The organism is Aliiglaciecola sp. 2_MG-2023 (assembly GCF_030548145.1).
Taxonomy (GTDB): Bacteria; Pseudomonadota; Gammaproteobacteria; order Enterobacterales; family Alteromonadaceae; genus Aliiglaciecola; species Aliiglaciecola lipolytica_A.
The window spans coordinates 167,709-183,283 of sequence record NZ_JAUORY010000006.1 but is presented as its reverse complement, the minus strand read 5'-3'; the positions used below and the strand labels follow the sequence as shown (position 1 = coordinate 183,283).

Genomic DNA, 15,575 nt, shown 5'->3' with positions numbered 1-15,575 from the left:
ATTTATGGCAACGATTTACGAAGTAGCAAAACATGCTGGGGTGTCTTTGGCAACGGTTTCCAGAGTCATGAACGGCAATGTGAAAGTCAGACAAAGCACTAGTGACAAAGTAATGCATGCCATGAAAGAGCTTGGCTATGTGCCAAATAATTTCGCTCGTTCACTCGCATCAAATAAAGCAAATAGCATTGGTCTTTTGGTTTCTAACCTTAATAGCTCATTTTTTGGACAGATGATGAGCGGCGTGGAAACAGAGCTAAGAGCCGCTGGTAAACACGTGATTATTTCTGCCGGTCATGATGAAGAGGCGGAAGAGAAAGACGGTATTGATTTTCTGATCAGTCGTCAATGTGATGCCTTGATTGTGCACTCTGAAGCCATCTCTGATGAATATTTAATTGAGCTAAACAAAAGCAAACTCCCCATTTTAATTATGAACCGCGTCGTCGAAAGCATGCAAGATCAGTGTTTTATTGTTAATAACCAAGCTGGTGGTTATATGGCCGCACAGACTTTGTTGAAAAAAGGACATAGAGACATCGCCTACATTAGCGGTCCTACTTATAAAGAAGATACTAAGCAGCGTTTAATTGGTCACAAAAGAGCGTTGCAAGAGTATGGCGTGGTGTTTAATGAAAAACTCCATTATGTAGGTGATTATCTTGAGACCGGTGGTATCGCAGGGATGAATTATTTACTCAATTCAGGTGAACATTTTAGTGCATTAGCCTGTTCAAATGATGAAATGGCATCCGGTGCAATGAGTTGTGCTAGAGAGCATGGTTTGGTGCTGCCAGAAGATTTATCCGTGATTGGTTTTGATGATGTGTTATTTGCAAAACATATGTTTCCCAAATTAACCACTATTGATAACCCAGTATTAGAAATGGGGAAAATGGCGGCTCAATGGGTTTTGAAATATGTTTATAAAGAGTCAAATAGAGAAATTCAGCGCGTTTTCGAACCCAAACTTATTGAACGTTTATCTGTTATCGAGTTGAATTAGAGAAAGGCCCTTTCTTACTGTTAATGCGGTCAACCCCAGTTATGAGTAGAAAATTAAATGCAGCAATTTGACTTATGCAAATTGCTGCTCATTTTTACTGATCTCAAAATGTTGTTGAGCAGTTTTCGTTCACTTTATAATTTTGGTCCAGAATTAGAAATTTCCTTTCCTTCATCGTTATCAGTAAACTTCACAAAGTTCTTAGTGAACAAAGTTGCTAAATTAGTGGCCTTTTCAGTCCATTGTTCGGCTTGTTCATAAGTGTCACGAGGATCCAAAATATTGTCTTCAACATCATGTAAGTGTTTAGGTACCGACAAATTAAAGATTGGAAGTGTGTTCATTTCCGCTTGATTAATTGAACCGTCTAAAATGGCATCTATAATCGCGCGAGTAGCTTTAATGGAAATACGTTTTCCCGTGCCGTTCCAGCCAGTATTTACCAAGTATGCTTCGGCACCCACTGCGTGCATTCGTTTACGCAAAACTGCTGCGTATTTTGTTGGATGAAGACTTAAGAAAGCCGCACCAAAACAGCTCGAAAACGTTGGTGTCGGCTCTGTAATTCCTCGTTCTGTACCTGCTAATTTGGCTGTAAATCCAGACAAAAAGTAGTACTCAGCTTGTTGAGGGGTTAACTTAGCAACAGGAGGAAGCACACCAAAAGCATCAGCGGTTAAGAAGATAACTTTAGTTGCATGACCGGCTTTAGAAATAGGTTGGACAATGTTTTCTATGTGATCAATGGGATAAGAGACTCGGGTATTTTCAGTTTTTGAGTTATCGTCAAAATCGATTTTGCCATTACTGTCTACAGACACATTTTCCAACAACGCATTACGACGTATTGCAGCATAGATTTCCGGCTCTTGTTCTTTGCTCAAATTAATCGTTTTCGCATAACAACCACCTTCAAAATTGAAGATACCGTTGTCATCCCAACCATGTTCGTCATCGCCAATGAGTTTTCTGTGTGGATCTGTCGATAGTGTGGTTTTTCCTGTACCTGATAAACCGAAGAAAATTGCCACATCGTCATCTTTACCCACATTCGCGCTGCAATGCATGGAAGCAATACCTTTGAGCGGCAAAAAGTAATTCATCATTGAGAACATACCTTTTTTCATTTCGCCGCCGTACCATGTACCGCCGATAATTTGGACTTTTTCAGTGAGGTTAAAGGCGACAAAATTCTCTGAATTTAAGCCGTGTTCCTGCCACTTTTTATTCACCGTTTTAGAACCGTTCAGAACTAGAAAGTCAGGTTCAAAACCTTCAAGTTCTTGTTCTGTTGGACGTATAAACATATTCTTCACAAAGTGTGCTTGCCATGCCACTTCGGTCACAAACCGCACTTTCAAACGGGTATCTGCATTTGCACCACAAAAGGTATCCACAACAAACAGTCTTTTACTGCTTAACTGTTGAGTAACCGTTTGTTTTAGCTCTTGCCATACTTCAGTGCTAATCGGTTTGTTATCATTTGTGCCTTGATCAGACCACCATACCGTATCTTTAGTGGTGTCATCGCGAACGATGTATTTATCTTTTGGTGAGCGACCGGTAAATATACCAGTGTCGACAGACACTGCACCGAGTTCTGTTTCAATACCTTTTTCATAACCAACTAAATCACTTTTTGTCTCTTCTTCAAACAGAAACTCATAGGATGGATTATGAATAATTTCCGTGGCATCAAGAATGCCGTTGTTGTCTAAATATTTGGTTAGTTTTTCAGTATTCATGAACTATTTTTCCGTAGGGTTTTATATTTTTATTATTATTTTTGTATTTAAGCTAACTTTGTTATTAAAGTTAGACTCCCTAACACTAATGGGTCTGAAAAGGAAAAACTAGATCAACTTACTACTCATTCAAAAAAAAAAGCGATAAGTTATAACAATTCATCGAATTCTAAGCATGTAAGCGTTTTCAAAAGCTGTTCGCTGGCTGAGACTAAGAAATCTCTGTAATGTTTAACTTCCCCATCCCCTTATTTATGCGCCTAGGAGTGATTAAATGGCCGAGTCTGTAGAGTGTATTGTTGTCGGCGCTGGCGTCGTTGGCTTAGCTGTTGCACGAGAAATGGCTCAAAAAGGTGTGGAAACTATTGTCATTGAAAGTCAATCTCAAATCGGCACAGGAATTAGCTCTCGCAATAGCGAAGTAATACATGCTGGTATTTATTATCAGCCTAATTCTCTTAAAGCTCGGCTTTGTGTTCAGGGGAATAAAATGCTTTATGCGTATTGCGAGGAACGCAATATTGCCTATAAAAGATGTGGCAAACTGATTGTCGCTACATCTGAACTTCAGTTGCAAAAGCTAACTGAAATTCAACAAAACGCACGTGCCAATAATGTGTCAGATCTTGAATTTTACAGCAGACAAAAAGCCTTAGCTTTAGAGCCTGAACTTGCCTGTTACGGTGCATTGTTTTCGCCTTCAACGGGCATTATAGACAGTCATGGATTTATGTTAAATTTACAAGGTGACTTGGAAAGTGCTGGTGGCGCGGTAGCACTAGGGGCGGAATTGGGTTCAGCTAAATGTACTGACAATTCAATTCTACTGGATATTGGTGGCGACCAAAACATACAAATTAACGCAAAGTACTTAATTAATTGCGCAGGTTTACACGCCCAGAAAATTGCTAGATGTTTTGAGGGTTTACCGCAAAGTAGCGTGCCTGCTATTCATTATGCAAAAGGAAACTATTACGCCTTGTCTGGCAAAGCGCCGTTTAGCCACCTTATTTATCCTGTTCCTGAAAGTGCTGGTTTAGGAGTGCATTCCACATTAGATTTAGGTAATTCAGTCCGTTTTGGTCCTGATGTCGAGTGGGTCAATGAATTGGATTACAAGGTCGATCCTGCTAGAGCCGATGGGTTTTATCAGCAAATTAGAAAATACTGGCCTAACCTTAAAGACGGTTCTCTAGCGCCTTCATATGCTGGAATTCGTCCTAAACTCCATGGGAAAGGTGAAGAGGCAAGAGATTTTATGATTCAGACTGAATCACAACATGGTATTGCAGGTTTAGTTAATCTGTACGGTATAGAATCACCGGGGCTGACCGCGTCGATGGCCATTGCTGCGCTGGTAGTAGATGGCGTATTAGCGAAAAACCTGTAGCCCCTCTAAGCAGTCACTTAATAAAGTATGGCTTGCCATTTTCATTTCACTTTGCATATTTATATTTCAAAGTTTTTTCCTAATTAACGGGACAATCATACTAAATTTAACCACGCCTTAATCTTCTGTTTTTCTCTAATATTTTGTTTTTATTGGTTATTTTTAATTAATTTGAATGCCGTGTGCAGTTTTGATTTTAGTCAATGTAGCACCTGGTTATACAACGTATATTGAAATAACTGATTGAGGTTATTTGGTTGTTACATCCTTCATCTTACCTCATGAAAAAAAGGGTTATCCATTGTTAAATTAGAATTGATAACGAAATCCTTATTTATTGATACAGGTGAAATTTGAATATGCTCAAAATACGTTACTTTTTGATAGCGATATCAAGCATGGTTTTTGTCACGCAAACCTTTGCCGCTGATGCGTTAATATCGGTGGGTAAAACGAAATCGATGATTTGCGCTAGTTGCCATGGTAGTGCTGGTATCAGCCTCAGTCCTATTTGGCCAAATTTGGCTGGGCAAAAATCCGCTTATCTAGAAAAGCAACTTAAAGCATTCCGTAATGGTGAGCGTAAAGAACCGACGATGGCGGCAATGGCTAAAGGATTAAGCGACAAAGATATTAAAGCATTAGCAGCTTATTACGCGTCTTTAAAATAAAACCATAACAACTTGGCTTCAGATTTTTCGCTTTGCAGTGAAATTGTCCTTTTATATCAATGTTTTTAGAACTTAAGTAATTAAAACTCATCATTATTTTAGCTCATGAGTAGAATTTCTTGATATAAAAGGTATAAAGCTATAACATATGTTCATTAGGGCATTTGGCCTACCCTTTATTACAGGATTATTATTTATGTCATCAGGAAATTCATACCCACTTGAAGACCTCAAAGTCGTAGAGTTTACACATATGGTTATGGGGCCTGCTACTGGTGTGGTACTAGCAGATTTAGGTGCAGTGGTGACAAAAATAGAGCCTATTGAAGGTGATAAAACGCGCCGCCTAAAAGGTTCGGGTGCTGGTTACTTTCCCATGTATAACCGCAATAAGCGCAGTGTGTGTATAGATCTCAAATCAGCAGAAGGTAAAGAGGTTGCGTTAAACTTAATTCGCGAAGCGGATGTGTTGATTGAAAACTTCAGACCTGGTGCGATGGAAAAGCTTGGGTTTGGTTATGCAGCAATGAGTCAACTGAATCCAAGACTTATTTATTGTTCATTAAAAGGCTTTTTAACCGGCCCATATGAAAATCGTACTGCGTTGGATGAAGTGACGCAAATGATGGGTGGACTGGCTTATATGACAGGTCTTCCTGACAAGCCTATGCGGGCTGGCTCTTCTGTTATTGATATCACTGGCGGTATGTTTGGTGTTATCGGCATTCTTTCTGCTTTGCATGAACGCCATACGAGCGGTAAAGGTCGTCACGTTACTAGTTCATTATTTGAGACTACCGCATATTTTGTTGGTCAGCATATGGCCCAAGAAGTGGTGCTAGGTGAAGCTCCCCCTCCTATGTCTGTGCGCAGAAGTGCTTGGTCAATCTACGAAATTTTCAATTGTAAAAATGACGAACGTGTTTTTGTTGGGGTTGTCAGTGACACTTTGTGGAAACACTTTTGTAAAGAATTTGAACTACACGAATTTGCAGCAGACAGCAGCCTAGATAAAAACAATGATAGGGTGAAGCAGAAAGATAGAATTATTCCGGTAATCAAGGAATTGTTTAGTGGCTTAGATAAGCAAACCCTGATGGACCGTCTAGAGCGTGCGGGTATTCCCTTTGCGCCAATCAATACTCCCTCTGATTTGTTTAATGATCCGCACCTTAATAGTGGTGGATTACTACCGGTTACAACACCCCAAGGTATCGCTAACCTGCCTTCTTTACCGATTGAATTAGATGGTAAACGTACTGTTCTACATCATGATTTACCAAAAGAAGGCGAAGATACCATTCGGGTGCTTAAAGACGCCGGATACAGTGATAAACAAATAGCAGAATTAATTGATTTAAAAGTAGTAAAAGCCCTTACCACTGATTAATAAAAGTTTTCAACCTACTCCGAAATGTGGTTGTTTTAAAGGGCGTTTTAGCCCTTTTTTTTACTCTTTTTGGTTTTATGCAAACACTCTTAAGTTAGTGCTTAGTGGAGATGTTCAAGATTCATTTTTTGTGAATCATAAGAGTGTTTAAGGGTACATAAAAGTATCAATACTTACGCATAAAAGATATGCTGATATATCATTTGGTTGTGACCGAAAACGAGTCACACCCTGAGTTAGAATCAAACATATAGTTAAGTTTAGGCAAATAGGAGCGACTATGGAATTATCTGAAAAAACGGCCCGTCAGATTTTTGCGGAGGTTCAGGCTAATCCAGCCCGAAAGCGTTTTGGTTTTGGAAATAAGGCTATTTTGGTCAATATAGATTTGCAAAAGGCCTACACTCGAACCGATCTTTTTAAAACTGCCTACGAGACAGACCCGCGACAGCTTGAATATGTCAATAAACTTGCGGAAAAATTCCGTGCATTGGGTTGGCCTGTTGTTTGGACTAATGTGGCATATATGGATTCTGGTGAAGATGCTGGTATCTGGGGAACCCGCACAGATACTCCCGATAGTTTACAGAATATTAAATTTGATAGTGAGCGCTCAGAGCTTGATGACCGTTTGCAAGTCGACCGTAAAAAAGATGTTTTTTACTGTAAAAAAATGCCTTCTCCGTTTTTTGAAACTCAACTGCAAAGCCTATGCGTATGGCACCAAGTGGATACCGTTATATTAACCGGTGGTTCAACTTCTGGTTGCATCAGAGCCGCTGCGGTAGATAGTTTGTCACGCGGATATCGCACTATAGTGCCGATCGAGTGTGTTGCTGACAAACATGAAAGCTATCACTTCGCTAACCTTACCGATTTATCATTGAAATATGCTGATGTATTAGCCGTACAAGAAGTATATGACTGGTTAGAAAAATAGTAGAAGGAGTTTTTTTAATGCATACAGATCCCGGTTACTATGATTATTGGCCTTATCACAAACGTCCTAAAATCACTTGGCCAAATGGCGCTAAAGTCGCATTTTGGGTAGCACCCAATATTGAGTTTTATGAGCTAGATCCACCTGCAAATCCATCTCGTAAGGCTTGGCCGCAACCTTATCCTGCCATTGCCGGATATGGTATTCGTGATTACGGTAATCGTGTGGGTCATATGCGTCAAATGCAGCTTCTGGATAAATATGGTGTGCGCGGATCCATATCATTATCTACCGCATTATGTGATCACCATCCTGAGATTATTAGCCTGTGTAAAGAACGGGACTGGGAGTTTTTCAGTCATGGTATCTATAACACTCGTTATACTTATGGAATGAGCGTGGAGCAGGAACGAGAAATGATCCGCGACTCAATTGAAACCATCTATAAACATACCGGACAGAAATGTGCTGGTTACTTAGCCCCAGCACTATCGCACAGTGACCATACTATTGACTTGTTTGCCGAAGTGGGAACGGAATTATTTGGCGATGATGCCGGCTTTTACACTTGTGATTTATTTCATGATGATCAACCAACTCCTATCCATACTCGTTCTGGTAAAAAGTTTGTGTCAATTCCCTATTCATTAGAGATGAATGACACCATTGCTTACGTATCTAATAAAGTTACACCTCGTCAATATGGAAAAATGCTCAAAGCAAATTTTGACCGTTTGTACCAAGAAGGCGAAGAGAGTGGAACCATCATGTGTATTCCAACTCACAACTATCAAGTGAGTTGCCCACATCGTCTAAAAGCCTACGAAGAAGCCTTGGAATACATCACCGGACACAGTGATGTTTGGGTAGCTACTGGGCGCGAAATAGCAAGTTATTACATGCAGCATTGTTATGACGATAGTGTCGCTGATATAGCTGCCAAGCAAGGAGGGAAATAATCATGAGTCTAGATGATTCTTATCTTCAATATCCCAAACGACATTACGGAATGGACCACGATTTATATGATTGGTCGATGCTGACAGAGCGTAAACCTATTGTCTGGCCAAATAACAAAAAACTAGCGCTTTGGGTAAATATCAACGTCCAGTTTTTTCCTTTGAACCAGGGTGCAAACCCAGTTGCCGTGCCTGGTGGTATGAAAATGCCTTATCCAGATTTACGCCACTTTAGTTTGCGTGATTACGGTAATCGCGTCGGTATATTTCGAATCTTCAAAGCATTAGATAAATTTAATATCAAACCAACTATCGCGATTAATGGCGCCATGGTTGAACGCGCACCTTATTTGATGGATGTCATTAAAGAGCGAGGTAATGAAGTCATTGCCCATGGTTGGCAGATGGACATGTTGCATCATGGCGAAGTTTCGCCAAACGATGAAGCAAGTTGGGTTGCTAAAAGTGTGCAAACTTTACGTGAGCGCTTTGAGCAGCCGGTGAAAGGCTGGTTAAGTCCTGGTCGCTTGCAATCAGAAAATACCCCTGAGTTATTGCAGCAAAATGGTATCGACTACATGTGCGATTGGGTTAACGATGAGTTGCCCTATGCCTTTAGAACTGAAACTGGTCAACTCAGCAACATGCCTTTATCTAATGAACTGGATGATTTTTTTATTTTGCAAAACAATCTGCACAGTGAAGATAGCTATGTTGAGCAAATTCAAGATGCATGTGACCTGTTGTTAAGTGAAGCCGAAACACAAGGTGGGCGTCTATTAGCATTGAATATACATCCATGGATGTTGGGTCAACCCCACCGTATTGCTTGCTTCGAGAAAGTACTTGAATACATCAGTAGTAAAGATGGAGTTTGGAGTGCTAGCGCGAGTGATATTTACCAGAGCTGGCAAGCACAGCAATAATTTGTAGGGGCGTTAGAACCCTCCTTATCCTTGAGACAAGAGATAATAATGTCCAAAACACTTTTTCAGAAGATATGGGATGCTCATCAGGTTAAACAATTACCTGATGGGACTTACTTAGTTTACATTGACCGAGTCTTTTTACACGAAAGAACAGGTTCTATTGCGTTGCAAAGTTTGGCCGAAACTGGACGAAAAGTTCGTCATCCAGACCAAGTTTTTTGCACCATGGATCATATTGTCGATACATTTCCAGGTCGTGGTGATGAAACTGTCATGCCTTCAGGGAAAGACTTTATTCAAGCTACACGTAAAGAAGCCAAAGCCGCGGGCATTACCTTATTTGACATAGGTGATGAACGACAAGGTATCGCCCATGTCATTAGTCCAGAATTGGGTATCGTACAACCAGGTTTAACCCTAGTTTGCCCGGATAGTCACACCTGTACTCAAGGTGCTTTAGGTGCGGCTGCTTGGGGGATTGGTTCTTCTGAAGCTGAACATGCAATGGCGACTCAAACTCTACGTATTAATAAACCCAAATTGATGCGGGTTTGGTTTGAAGGCGAACTGAATTCAAGTGTCACAGCCAAAGATATGATTCTCCACCTTATCAGTAAATTTGGTGCCCACGGTGGCGCTGGTCATGCAATAGAATTTGCTGGTCCTGCAGTAGAAGCCCTGTCGATAGAAGCGAGAATGACTCTATGTAATATGGCTGTAGAGTTTGCGGCATTTACAGGTTTAGTAGCACCGGATCAAAAAACCATCGACTATTTACAAGGTCGCCCTTATGCGCCTAAAGGCGAGCAATGGGACACTGCTGTAGAATATTGGCATAATCTGCGCACCGATGAGGATGCCTTGTTCGATACTGAAATTAAAATAGACGTTGCAGATATTGAACCTACCATCACTTGGGGTACAAGCCCACAACATGCTTGTGGTATCAGCCAAACCGTTCCTGAATTAAATACCTTAGCTTCTGAAGATGCACGCACAGCGGCAACACGTGCTCTAGCTTATCAAGACTTAAAGTCAGGCGATAAGTTGCTCGGCCTCAAGATAGATTGCGCATTTATCGGTTCATGTACCAATTCGCGAATTGAAGATCTTCGTAAAGCTGCAGCTATTTTAGCAGGTAAAAAAGTGGCTACTCATGTGAAAGCCATTTGTGTTCCCGGTTCGCAGCAAGTAAAAGCGGCTGCCGAGCGTGAAGGTTTACATCAGGTTTTCTTAGATGCAGGTTTTGAGTGGAGAGAAAGTGGATGTTCCATGTGCTTCTATGCTGGGGGGGAGCACTTTGGTAAACAACAACGGGTTTTATCTACGAGTAATCGTAATTTTGAATCTCGCCAAGGTCCAGAGACTCGTACCCATTTAGCCAGTCCAGAAACCGTGGCCGCCAGTGCCATATACGGTTGTATTACCGATCCGCGTGCGGTTCCAAGGAGTGATCGATGAAAGCATTTACAACTCACTGTGGTATTGCCGCGCCATTATTAAGAATCAATATTGATACTGATGCCATTATTCCGAGTAGGGAAATGCGTCGAGTATCTAAAAAGGGCTTGGGTGAGGGGCTATTTGCTTCTTGGCGTTATGTGATGCCCGATTCTCGCGAACTCAACCCCGACTTCATCTTAAATAAACCAGAATACGCTAATACCACAGTGTTGCTAGCGGGTAACAATTTTGGCTGTGGTTCATCACGTGAACATGCGGTTTGGGCTTTGGCTGAATATGGTATACGGGCCATTATTGCTCCTAGCTTTGGCGCTATTTTTTACCAGAATTGTATGCGCAACGGCATACTACCTGTTGTGCTTAGTAACGAAGCTGTCATGCAGTTATCTGCTGAAACTCAACAAGATCCGCAACATTTAAAGCTTAAAATAGATTTGCAGGAGCAAAAAGTTGAAAGCCCCCAAGGTCTAAAATTTGAATTTGATATAGAGACGGGTAGCAAAGAAATGCTGCTAAATGGTTTAGACAGTATTGGTGTCACTCTGCAACATGAAAAAGAAATTAGTGCATTTGAGCAGCAAGTACGCAAACAACATAGTTGGTTGTATTTGCAAAATTAGATGGGGTTAAGAGCAGGTAAGTCGCTTTAACTAAAAAAGTCAATCAACCTTAGTTGATTGACTTTTTTATTGCACTAGCGCTTTTATGCGGTCAAAGATTGCAGGTAAGTTATGATATCTGCCTCACTAACAACATCGCCATATTTTGCGTTCATGTCAAACAAGTTAGCCTTGTGTGGATCTTCATGACGATCACCACAAGCTTCTTCTACTATTATCGGTATAAAGCCATGTGAACAAGCATCAACACAACTAGCACGTACGCAACCACTGGTTGTTAAGCCTGTTAATATCACGCTGTCTGCACCATAAGCCGCTAAGGTAGAACTTAAGGATGTACCAAAAAAAGCACTTGGGTATTGTTTGGATATAACCAACTCGTCTTCGGTAGGTTTCAATGTTCCTGCCCAAGCACCCATAGGCGAACCTTCTGTTAAATATCGTAAAGGTTTAGCTTTCTTAAAAAAGGCTCCGCCGTTTACCCCAGATTTATGATAAACAACGTTTGTATAGATAACTAAAATGCCGGCTTTTCGAGCGGCTTCTAGAACCCGTTGCGCGGATGCTAACGCATCTTCAACATCGGCATACAGTTCGCAAGATTTATCATAATAGGCTTCTACAAAGTCAATCAGCAGTAACGCTGGTTTTTTACCATAGCCTACTTTGTTGCCGTATACATTTGCGTAATTTTGATCAATATCTTCACTAATAGTCATGTAATTACTCTTTCTCTACCTTGTTTATTTTGTCCATTTCTTTTCAAAAGCCCATACATCTTCGAATCCTATTAAAGAACAGAATTCGCTGAAGTCGTTGATTGGCACGCCTTCTGGTTCAGCGCTACCTTGTTCTTTCATTGCAATCAGCGATTTTTCTACTGCATTGGCTGCCGCTAAACTGGTTAATGAAGGGGCGATAGCAATGGCATATCCCACCTCTTTCATTTCTTCAACGGTCAAAATAGGCGTGAAGCCACCATTTGACATATTTGCAAACATTGGACCGCCAACTTCTTTACAAGCTCTACGCATTTCTTCTTTGGTTTCCAATGCTTCAACAAAAAGGACGTCTGCACCAGCCTCGTAATAGGCTTGAGCTCTGGCGATAGCAGCGTCTAGACCTTCGGCTTGACGGGCGTCTGTTCGAGCTATGATTAACATGTTTCTGTCAGTACGAGCGTCAACAGCAACCTTTATTTTTTCGACCATGTCAGCGCAAGGAACCACTTTGCGATTAGGCGTGTGACCGCATTTTTTTGGAAACTCTTGGTCTTCGATTTGGATGGCAGAAACGCCCGCTTCTTCGTAACCACGGACAGTGTGATGTACGTTTAATAATCCGCCAAAACCTGTGTCTGCATCGGCCATTACCGCTGCATTACTGGTTTTAACAAGAGTACGCATACGGTCAACCATCTGAGTGTAACTTACTATTCCAGCGTCGGCTATGCCATAAGCTGAAGCTGTTAACCAGTAGCCAGTGCCATAAACTACTTCAAATCCAACCTTGTTCGCAACTACCGCTGTGATCATGTCTTGAATTCCAGGGGCAAATATAAATTCACCTTTGTCTAATTTTTCTCTCAGTATTGGACTAGCCATTTTTTAACTTTTCTCCATTAATATTTAATAAAATCTCGAACTAAAACAACGTTGCTGTTTATTGCATTTTCAATAGGCCGATTCGTATATGTCGAGGGCATTTTCGCGAGTCACCTCGCGGGGATTATTAACTAGTAGTCTTTGCTGTTGCATCGCTTCGTCGGCCAACATTCCTAGGTCTTCACGGGGAACATTTAATGCCTGTAAACTTTTGGGCAAGCTAACGTCAGTAATTAAATTGTCGATGACATTAATGAATGCATCACAGCCTTTTTGACCGGTTTGATGATTTTGCCCCGAGGTGACACTAGGCAGCAGTTCAGCATACAAATCGGCCGCTACAGGTGCGTTAAAACGTAACACGTGGGGTAAAACCAATGAGTTACTCAGGCCATGGGGAATATGGTAATTACCGCCTAATGGGTAGGCTAGGGCATGGACCGCTGCCACTGGTGAGTTGGCAAAAGCTTGTCCTGCCATTAGTGCGCCTAGCAGCATGTTTGAACGAGCTTCTAGGTTACTGCCATTATTCACTGCTTCTAACAAGTTTTGCGACATTAGGCGCAACGCTTCTTTTGCTAACATGTCTGAATAAGGGTTTTTCTTAATTTTTCCGGTAAAAGCTTCTATTGCATGCACCATGGCATCGATACCAGTAGCAGCTGTAATTGCCGGTGGAAGCCCTACTGTTAAGGTGGCATCCAAAATCGCTATGTCAGGTAATAAAGAGGGCGAAACGACACCGGATTTTGTGGTTTCTCCGGTAGTTATAATTGAGATGGGAGTAACTTCCGATCCTGTCCCAGCAGTAGTAGGAAGTAAAATTAGCGGTAAACGTTTATCTCTAATTTTGTCCAACCCGTACATATCCTTCAAAGGCTGCTTCGAGTTTACCAACACAGCAAGTAGTTTAGCGACGTCTAAACTGCTACCTCCACCAAAGCCTATTACCCCGTCTACATGAAGTTGTTTTGCAAATTCTGCAGCAGACAATACCAATGATTCTGGTGGATCTGCCTGAATATCACTATAAATTACGGCGGTGATTCCGGCTTTGTTTAAAGGCGCGGTTATATGGGTAACTAGGCCCGCTTTTACCAATCCAGGATCGGTGACGATAAGAGGCTGTTTAATGCCAAGGGCGCGACAATGCTCAGCGATTTGCTCAATAGCTCCAATGTTACAAATAATCTTATTTGCGGTAATAAACTCGACGGTACTCGTCATGGGTGACTCCTTTATTACTGTAATGTTAATGCACCGCCTGTTAACTCCATGGTTTTAAGCTGCGCTGTTTAACTTACTGTCTATATCTTGCGCCCTATCGATTTGTGGGCTGTTGATGATTGGTAGTGATTAAAAAAATTATCTAACTAACACTGATCTGAGTGAGAAGACCAATTTGTCGGTAGTCGAGAATCAAACACATCTAAAGACGGAAACTAACCTGATTTTGCCAAACTACAACTTTGTTTACGCAACTGATGGAATGCTTCACTTACTACTTATATTTTCACAACGCTGGTGAACAGAACTCCCCCTTAACTATTTTGCATGCTTTAGTTAAATCAGCCATGACAAATGTCAAAGACAAGAAATCGGACAAACACAATGTGTTGGTTCGCTGATGAATTGACCAATTTTGCTGTGTAATTGCCCATATCCCTCCTGAGCTTAATCCGCTTGTTAATAATACGTACTCAGAATAAGTTACCAAAATAGGTAAACGCTATGCATCATTATGTACCAAATAAACTAAATTTAATACTAATGATATATCATTTGTTCATTATCTGAACTAAAACTGCCAAATAAGTCTTTGAAAAATATTGATAAATATCAAAAATCAGGATTTTGGTATGCTGTTTGCTTTAAAAGTTGCTGATCAAAAATGCAGCTAAGTACTTGCTAGTAATCAAAATTCATGTAATTATCTTGTTAAAAAGGAATAATGATATGTCAACAATATTTATACCTAAACATATACGTCCTACTTATACCAATACAGTGCTTAACGATTGCCTGTTATTTCATGGCATGACACCTAATGAATTGGACCGTTTGGATTCCTATGCTGAACAATCCAAGTGCGATGAAGGTGAGTATTTATTTCGCCAAGATACGCCTGCTGATTTTGTTTATAACGTGATCTCCGGAACTGTAGCGATTGAGCGAATCTTCAGTAATGGCAGACGACAAATCATTGGTTTTTTATTTCCCGGTGATTTCATTGGATTAACCCATTCAATAAATTATGATTGTGCGGTTCGCTGCTTAACCAAAGTTGAACTATACAAATTCAGTCGCAAAAAACTAAATAGCCTTAGTGAAGAAGGCGGTCACCTTAAGCAAAATATGGAACAGATTAAATCGGCCATATTTTCTAGAGTGATGGAACAACTTTATGTTTTAGGTCAGAAAAAAGCGCTAGAACGATTATGTTTCTTGTTCATGCAATTATTAGAACGATTACCCGGTGCCCGTGTTGATCGCATTGAATTGTATATGTCCCGTCAAGATATGGCTGACTATTTGGGGTTAACCATAGAAACGGTGAGTCGTTGTTTGGCTAAGTTAAAATCCGACGGTTTGGTCGCTTTCCCCAAACTAAATCACCTACAAATTTTGAATTTACCTGCGTTAAGCGAATTGGCTGAATGCTAGTTCATTAAATGTGACTGTCATTTTGGGCAAGGACACGCCCAGCGCTCTTTTAAAATCATCAAAAACTCCTGTCTAATTCGATTTAATCTTTTTCTTTTTGTATTGACAAATATCAATGCTAGTCGCAAAACCCTGGGATAGGCTCAATCTAACTATGTTGAAAAACCAATTAGCACGCTCCAATCATATATAG

Annotated in this window: 14 protein-coding genes; 10 read left to right on the top strand and 4 right to left on the bottom strand. The window is 40.8% G+C overall.

Annotated features, from left to right (window positions below; genetic code table 11):
* Positions 1–4: 4 nt before the first annotated feature.
* The gene (locus Q4567_RS08535) at positions 5–1,006 is read left to right on the top strand and encodes a LacI family DNA-binding transcriptional regulator (protein WP_216049338.1); all 1,002 of its coding nucleotides are present in this window, start codon (positions 5–7) and stop codon (positions 1,004–1,006) included.
* A 134-nt stretch (positions 1,007–1,140) separates the two neighbouring features.
* Here Q4567_RS08535 and pckA read toward each other — a convergent pair whose 3' ends face one another.
* The gene (gene pckA / locus Q4567_RS08530) at positions 1,141–2,751 is read right to left on the bottom strand and encodes a phosphoenolpyruvate carboxykinase (ATP) (protein ID WP_216049337.1); all 1,611 of its coding nucleotides are present in this window, start codon (positions 2,749–2,751) and stop codon (positions 1,141–1,143) included.
* A gap of 274 nt (positions 2,752–3,025) precedes the next feature.
* Between pckA and Q4567_RS08525 the strand changes: the two genes are divergently transcribed.
* The 8 genes from Q4567_RS08525 to leuD all read left to right on the top strand — a co-directional run bounded on the left by Q4567_RS08525 (position 3,026) and on the right by leuD (position 11,114).
* Positions 3,026–4,141 (top strand): NAD(P)/FAD-dependent oxidoreductase, encoded by a 1,116-nt coding sequence (locus Q4567_RS08525; protein WP_303500080.1) that lies wholly within the window; start codon positions 3,026–3,028, stop codon positions 4,139–4,141.
* Between the two features lie 359 nt (positions 4,142–4,500).
* Complete coding sequence (locus tag Q4567_RS08520) at positions 4,501–4,812, top strand: cytochrome c (RefSeq protein ID WP_216049335.1); 312 nt, start codon at positions 4,501–4,503, stop codon at positions 4,810–4,812.
* A gap of 196 nt (positions 4,813–5,008) precedes the next feature.
* Positions 5,009–6,202: a CaiB/BaiF CoA-transferase family protein gene (locus Q4567_RS08515; protein WP_216049334.1), complete on the top strand. Its 1,194-nt coding sequence runs from the start codon at positions 5,009–5,011 to the stop codon at positions 6,200–6,202.
* 280 nt (positions 6,203–6,482) lie between these two features.
* Positions 6,483–7,142 (top strand): isochorismatase family protein, encoded by a 660-nt coding sequence (locus tag Q4567_RS08510; protein WP_216049333.1) that lies wholly within the window; start codon positions 6,483–6,485, stop codon positions 7,140–7,142.
* A gap of 17 nt (positions 7,143–7,159) precedes the next feature.
* Complete coding sequence (locus Q4567_RS08505) at positions 7,160–8,101, top strand: polysaccharide deacetylase family protein (RefSeq protein ID WP_216049332.1); 942 nt, start codon at positions 7,160–7,162, stop codon at positions 8,099–8,101.
* A gap of 2 nt (positions 8,102–8,103) precedes the next feature.
* Positions 8,104–9,027 carry a polysaccharide deacetylase family protein gene (locus tag Q4567_RS08500; protein WP_216049331.1) on the top strand — a complete coding sequence of 308 codons (924 nt, stop codon included), beginning with the start codon at positions 8,104–8,106 and terminating at the stop codon, positions 9,025–9,027.
* A gap of 48 nt (positions 9,028–9,075) precedes the next feature.
* Positions 9,076–10,491, top strand: a complete 1,416-nt coding sequence (leuC, locus tag Q4567_RS08495) for a 3-isopropylmalate dehydratase large subunit (RefSeq protein ID WP_216049330.1) — start codon at positions 9,076–9,078, stop codon at positions 10,489–10,491.
* Positions 10,488–11,114, top strand: coding sequence for a 3-isopropylmalate dehydratase small subunit (leuD, locus tag Q4567_RS08490; protein WP_216049329.1), 627 nt, complete (start codon positions 10,488–10,490; stop codon positions 11,112–11,114). The genes leuC and leuD overlap by 4 nt, the downstream gene beginning before the upstream one ends.
* Before the next feature lie 83 nt (positions 11,115–11,197).
* On the opposite strand, the gene Q4567_RS08485 is transcribed toward leuD, so the two are convergent.
* The 3 genes from Q4567_RS08485 to Q4567_RS08475 all read right to left on the bottom strand — a co-directional run bounded on the left by Q4567_RS08485 (position 11,198) and on the right by Q4567_RS08475 (position 13,945).
* The gene (locus tag Q4567_RS08485) at positions 11,198–11,833 is read right to left on the bottom strand and encodes an isochorismatase family protein (RefSeq protein ID WP_216049328.1); all 636 of its coding nucleotides are present in this window, start codon (positions 11,831–11,833) and stop codon (positions 11,198–11,200) included.
* A 24-nt stretch (positions 11,834–11,857) separates the two neighbouring features.
* Positions 11,858–12,718 carry an oxaloacetate decarboxylase gene (locus Q4567_RS08480; RefSeq protein ID WP_303500079.1) on the bottom strand — a complete coding sequence of 287 codons (861 nt, stop codon included), beginning with the start codon at positions 12,716–12,718 and terminating at the stop codon, positions 11,858–11,860.
* A gap of 69 nt (positions 12,719–12,787) precedes the next feature.
* A complete protein-coding gene (locus Q4567_RS08475) occupies positions 12,788–13,945 on the bottom strand; it encodes an iron-containing alcohol dehydrogenase (protein WP_216049326.1) in 1,158 nt (385 codons plus the stop codon).
* Between the two features lie 729 nt (positions 13,946–14,674).
* On the opposite strand from Q4567_RS08475, the gene Q4567_RS08470 reads away from it, so the two are divergent.
* Positions 14,675–15,382: a Crp/Fnr family transcriptional regulator gene (locus Q4567_RS08470; RefSeq protein WP_216049325.1), complete on the top strand. Its 708-nt coding sequence runs from the start codon at positions 14,675–14,677 to the stop codon at positions 15,380–15,382.
* Positions 15,383–15,575: the final 193 nt, after the last annotated feature.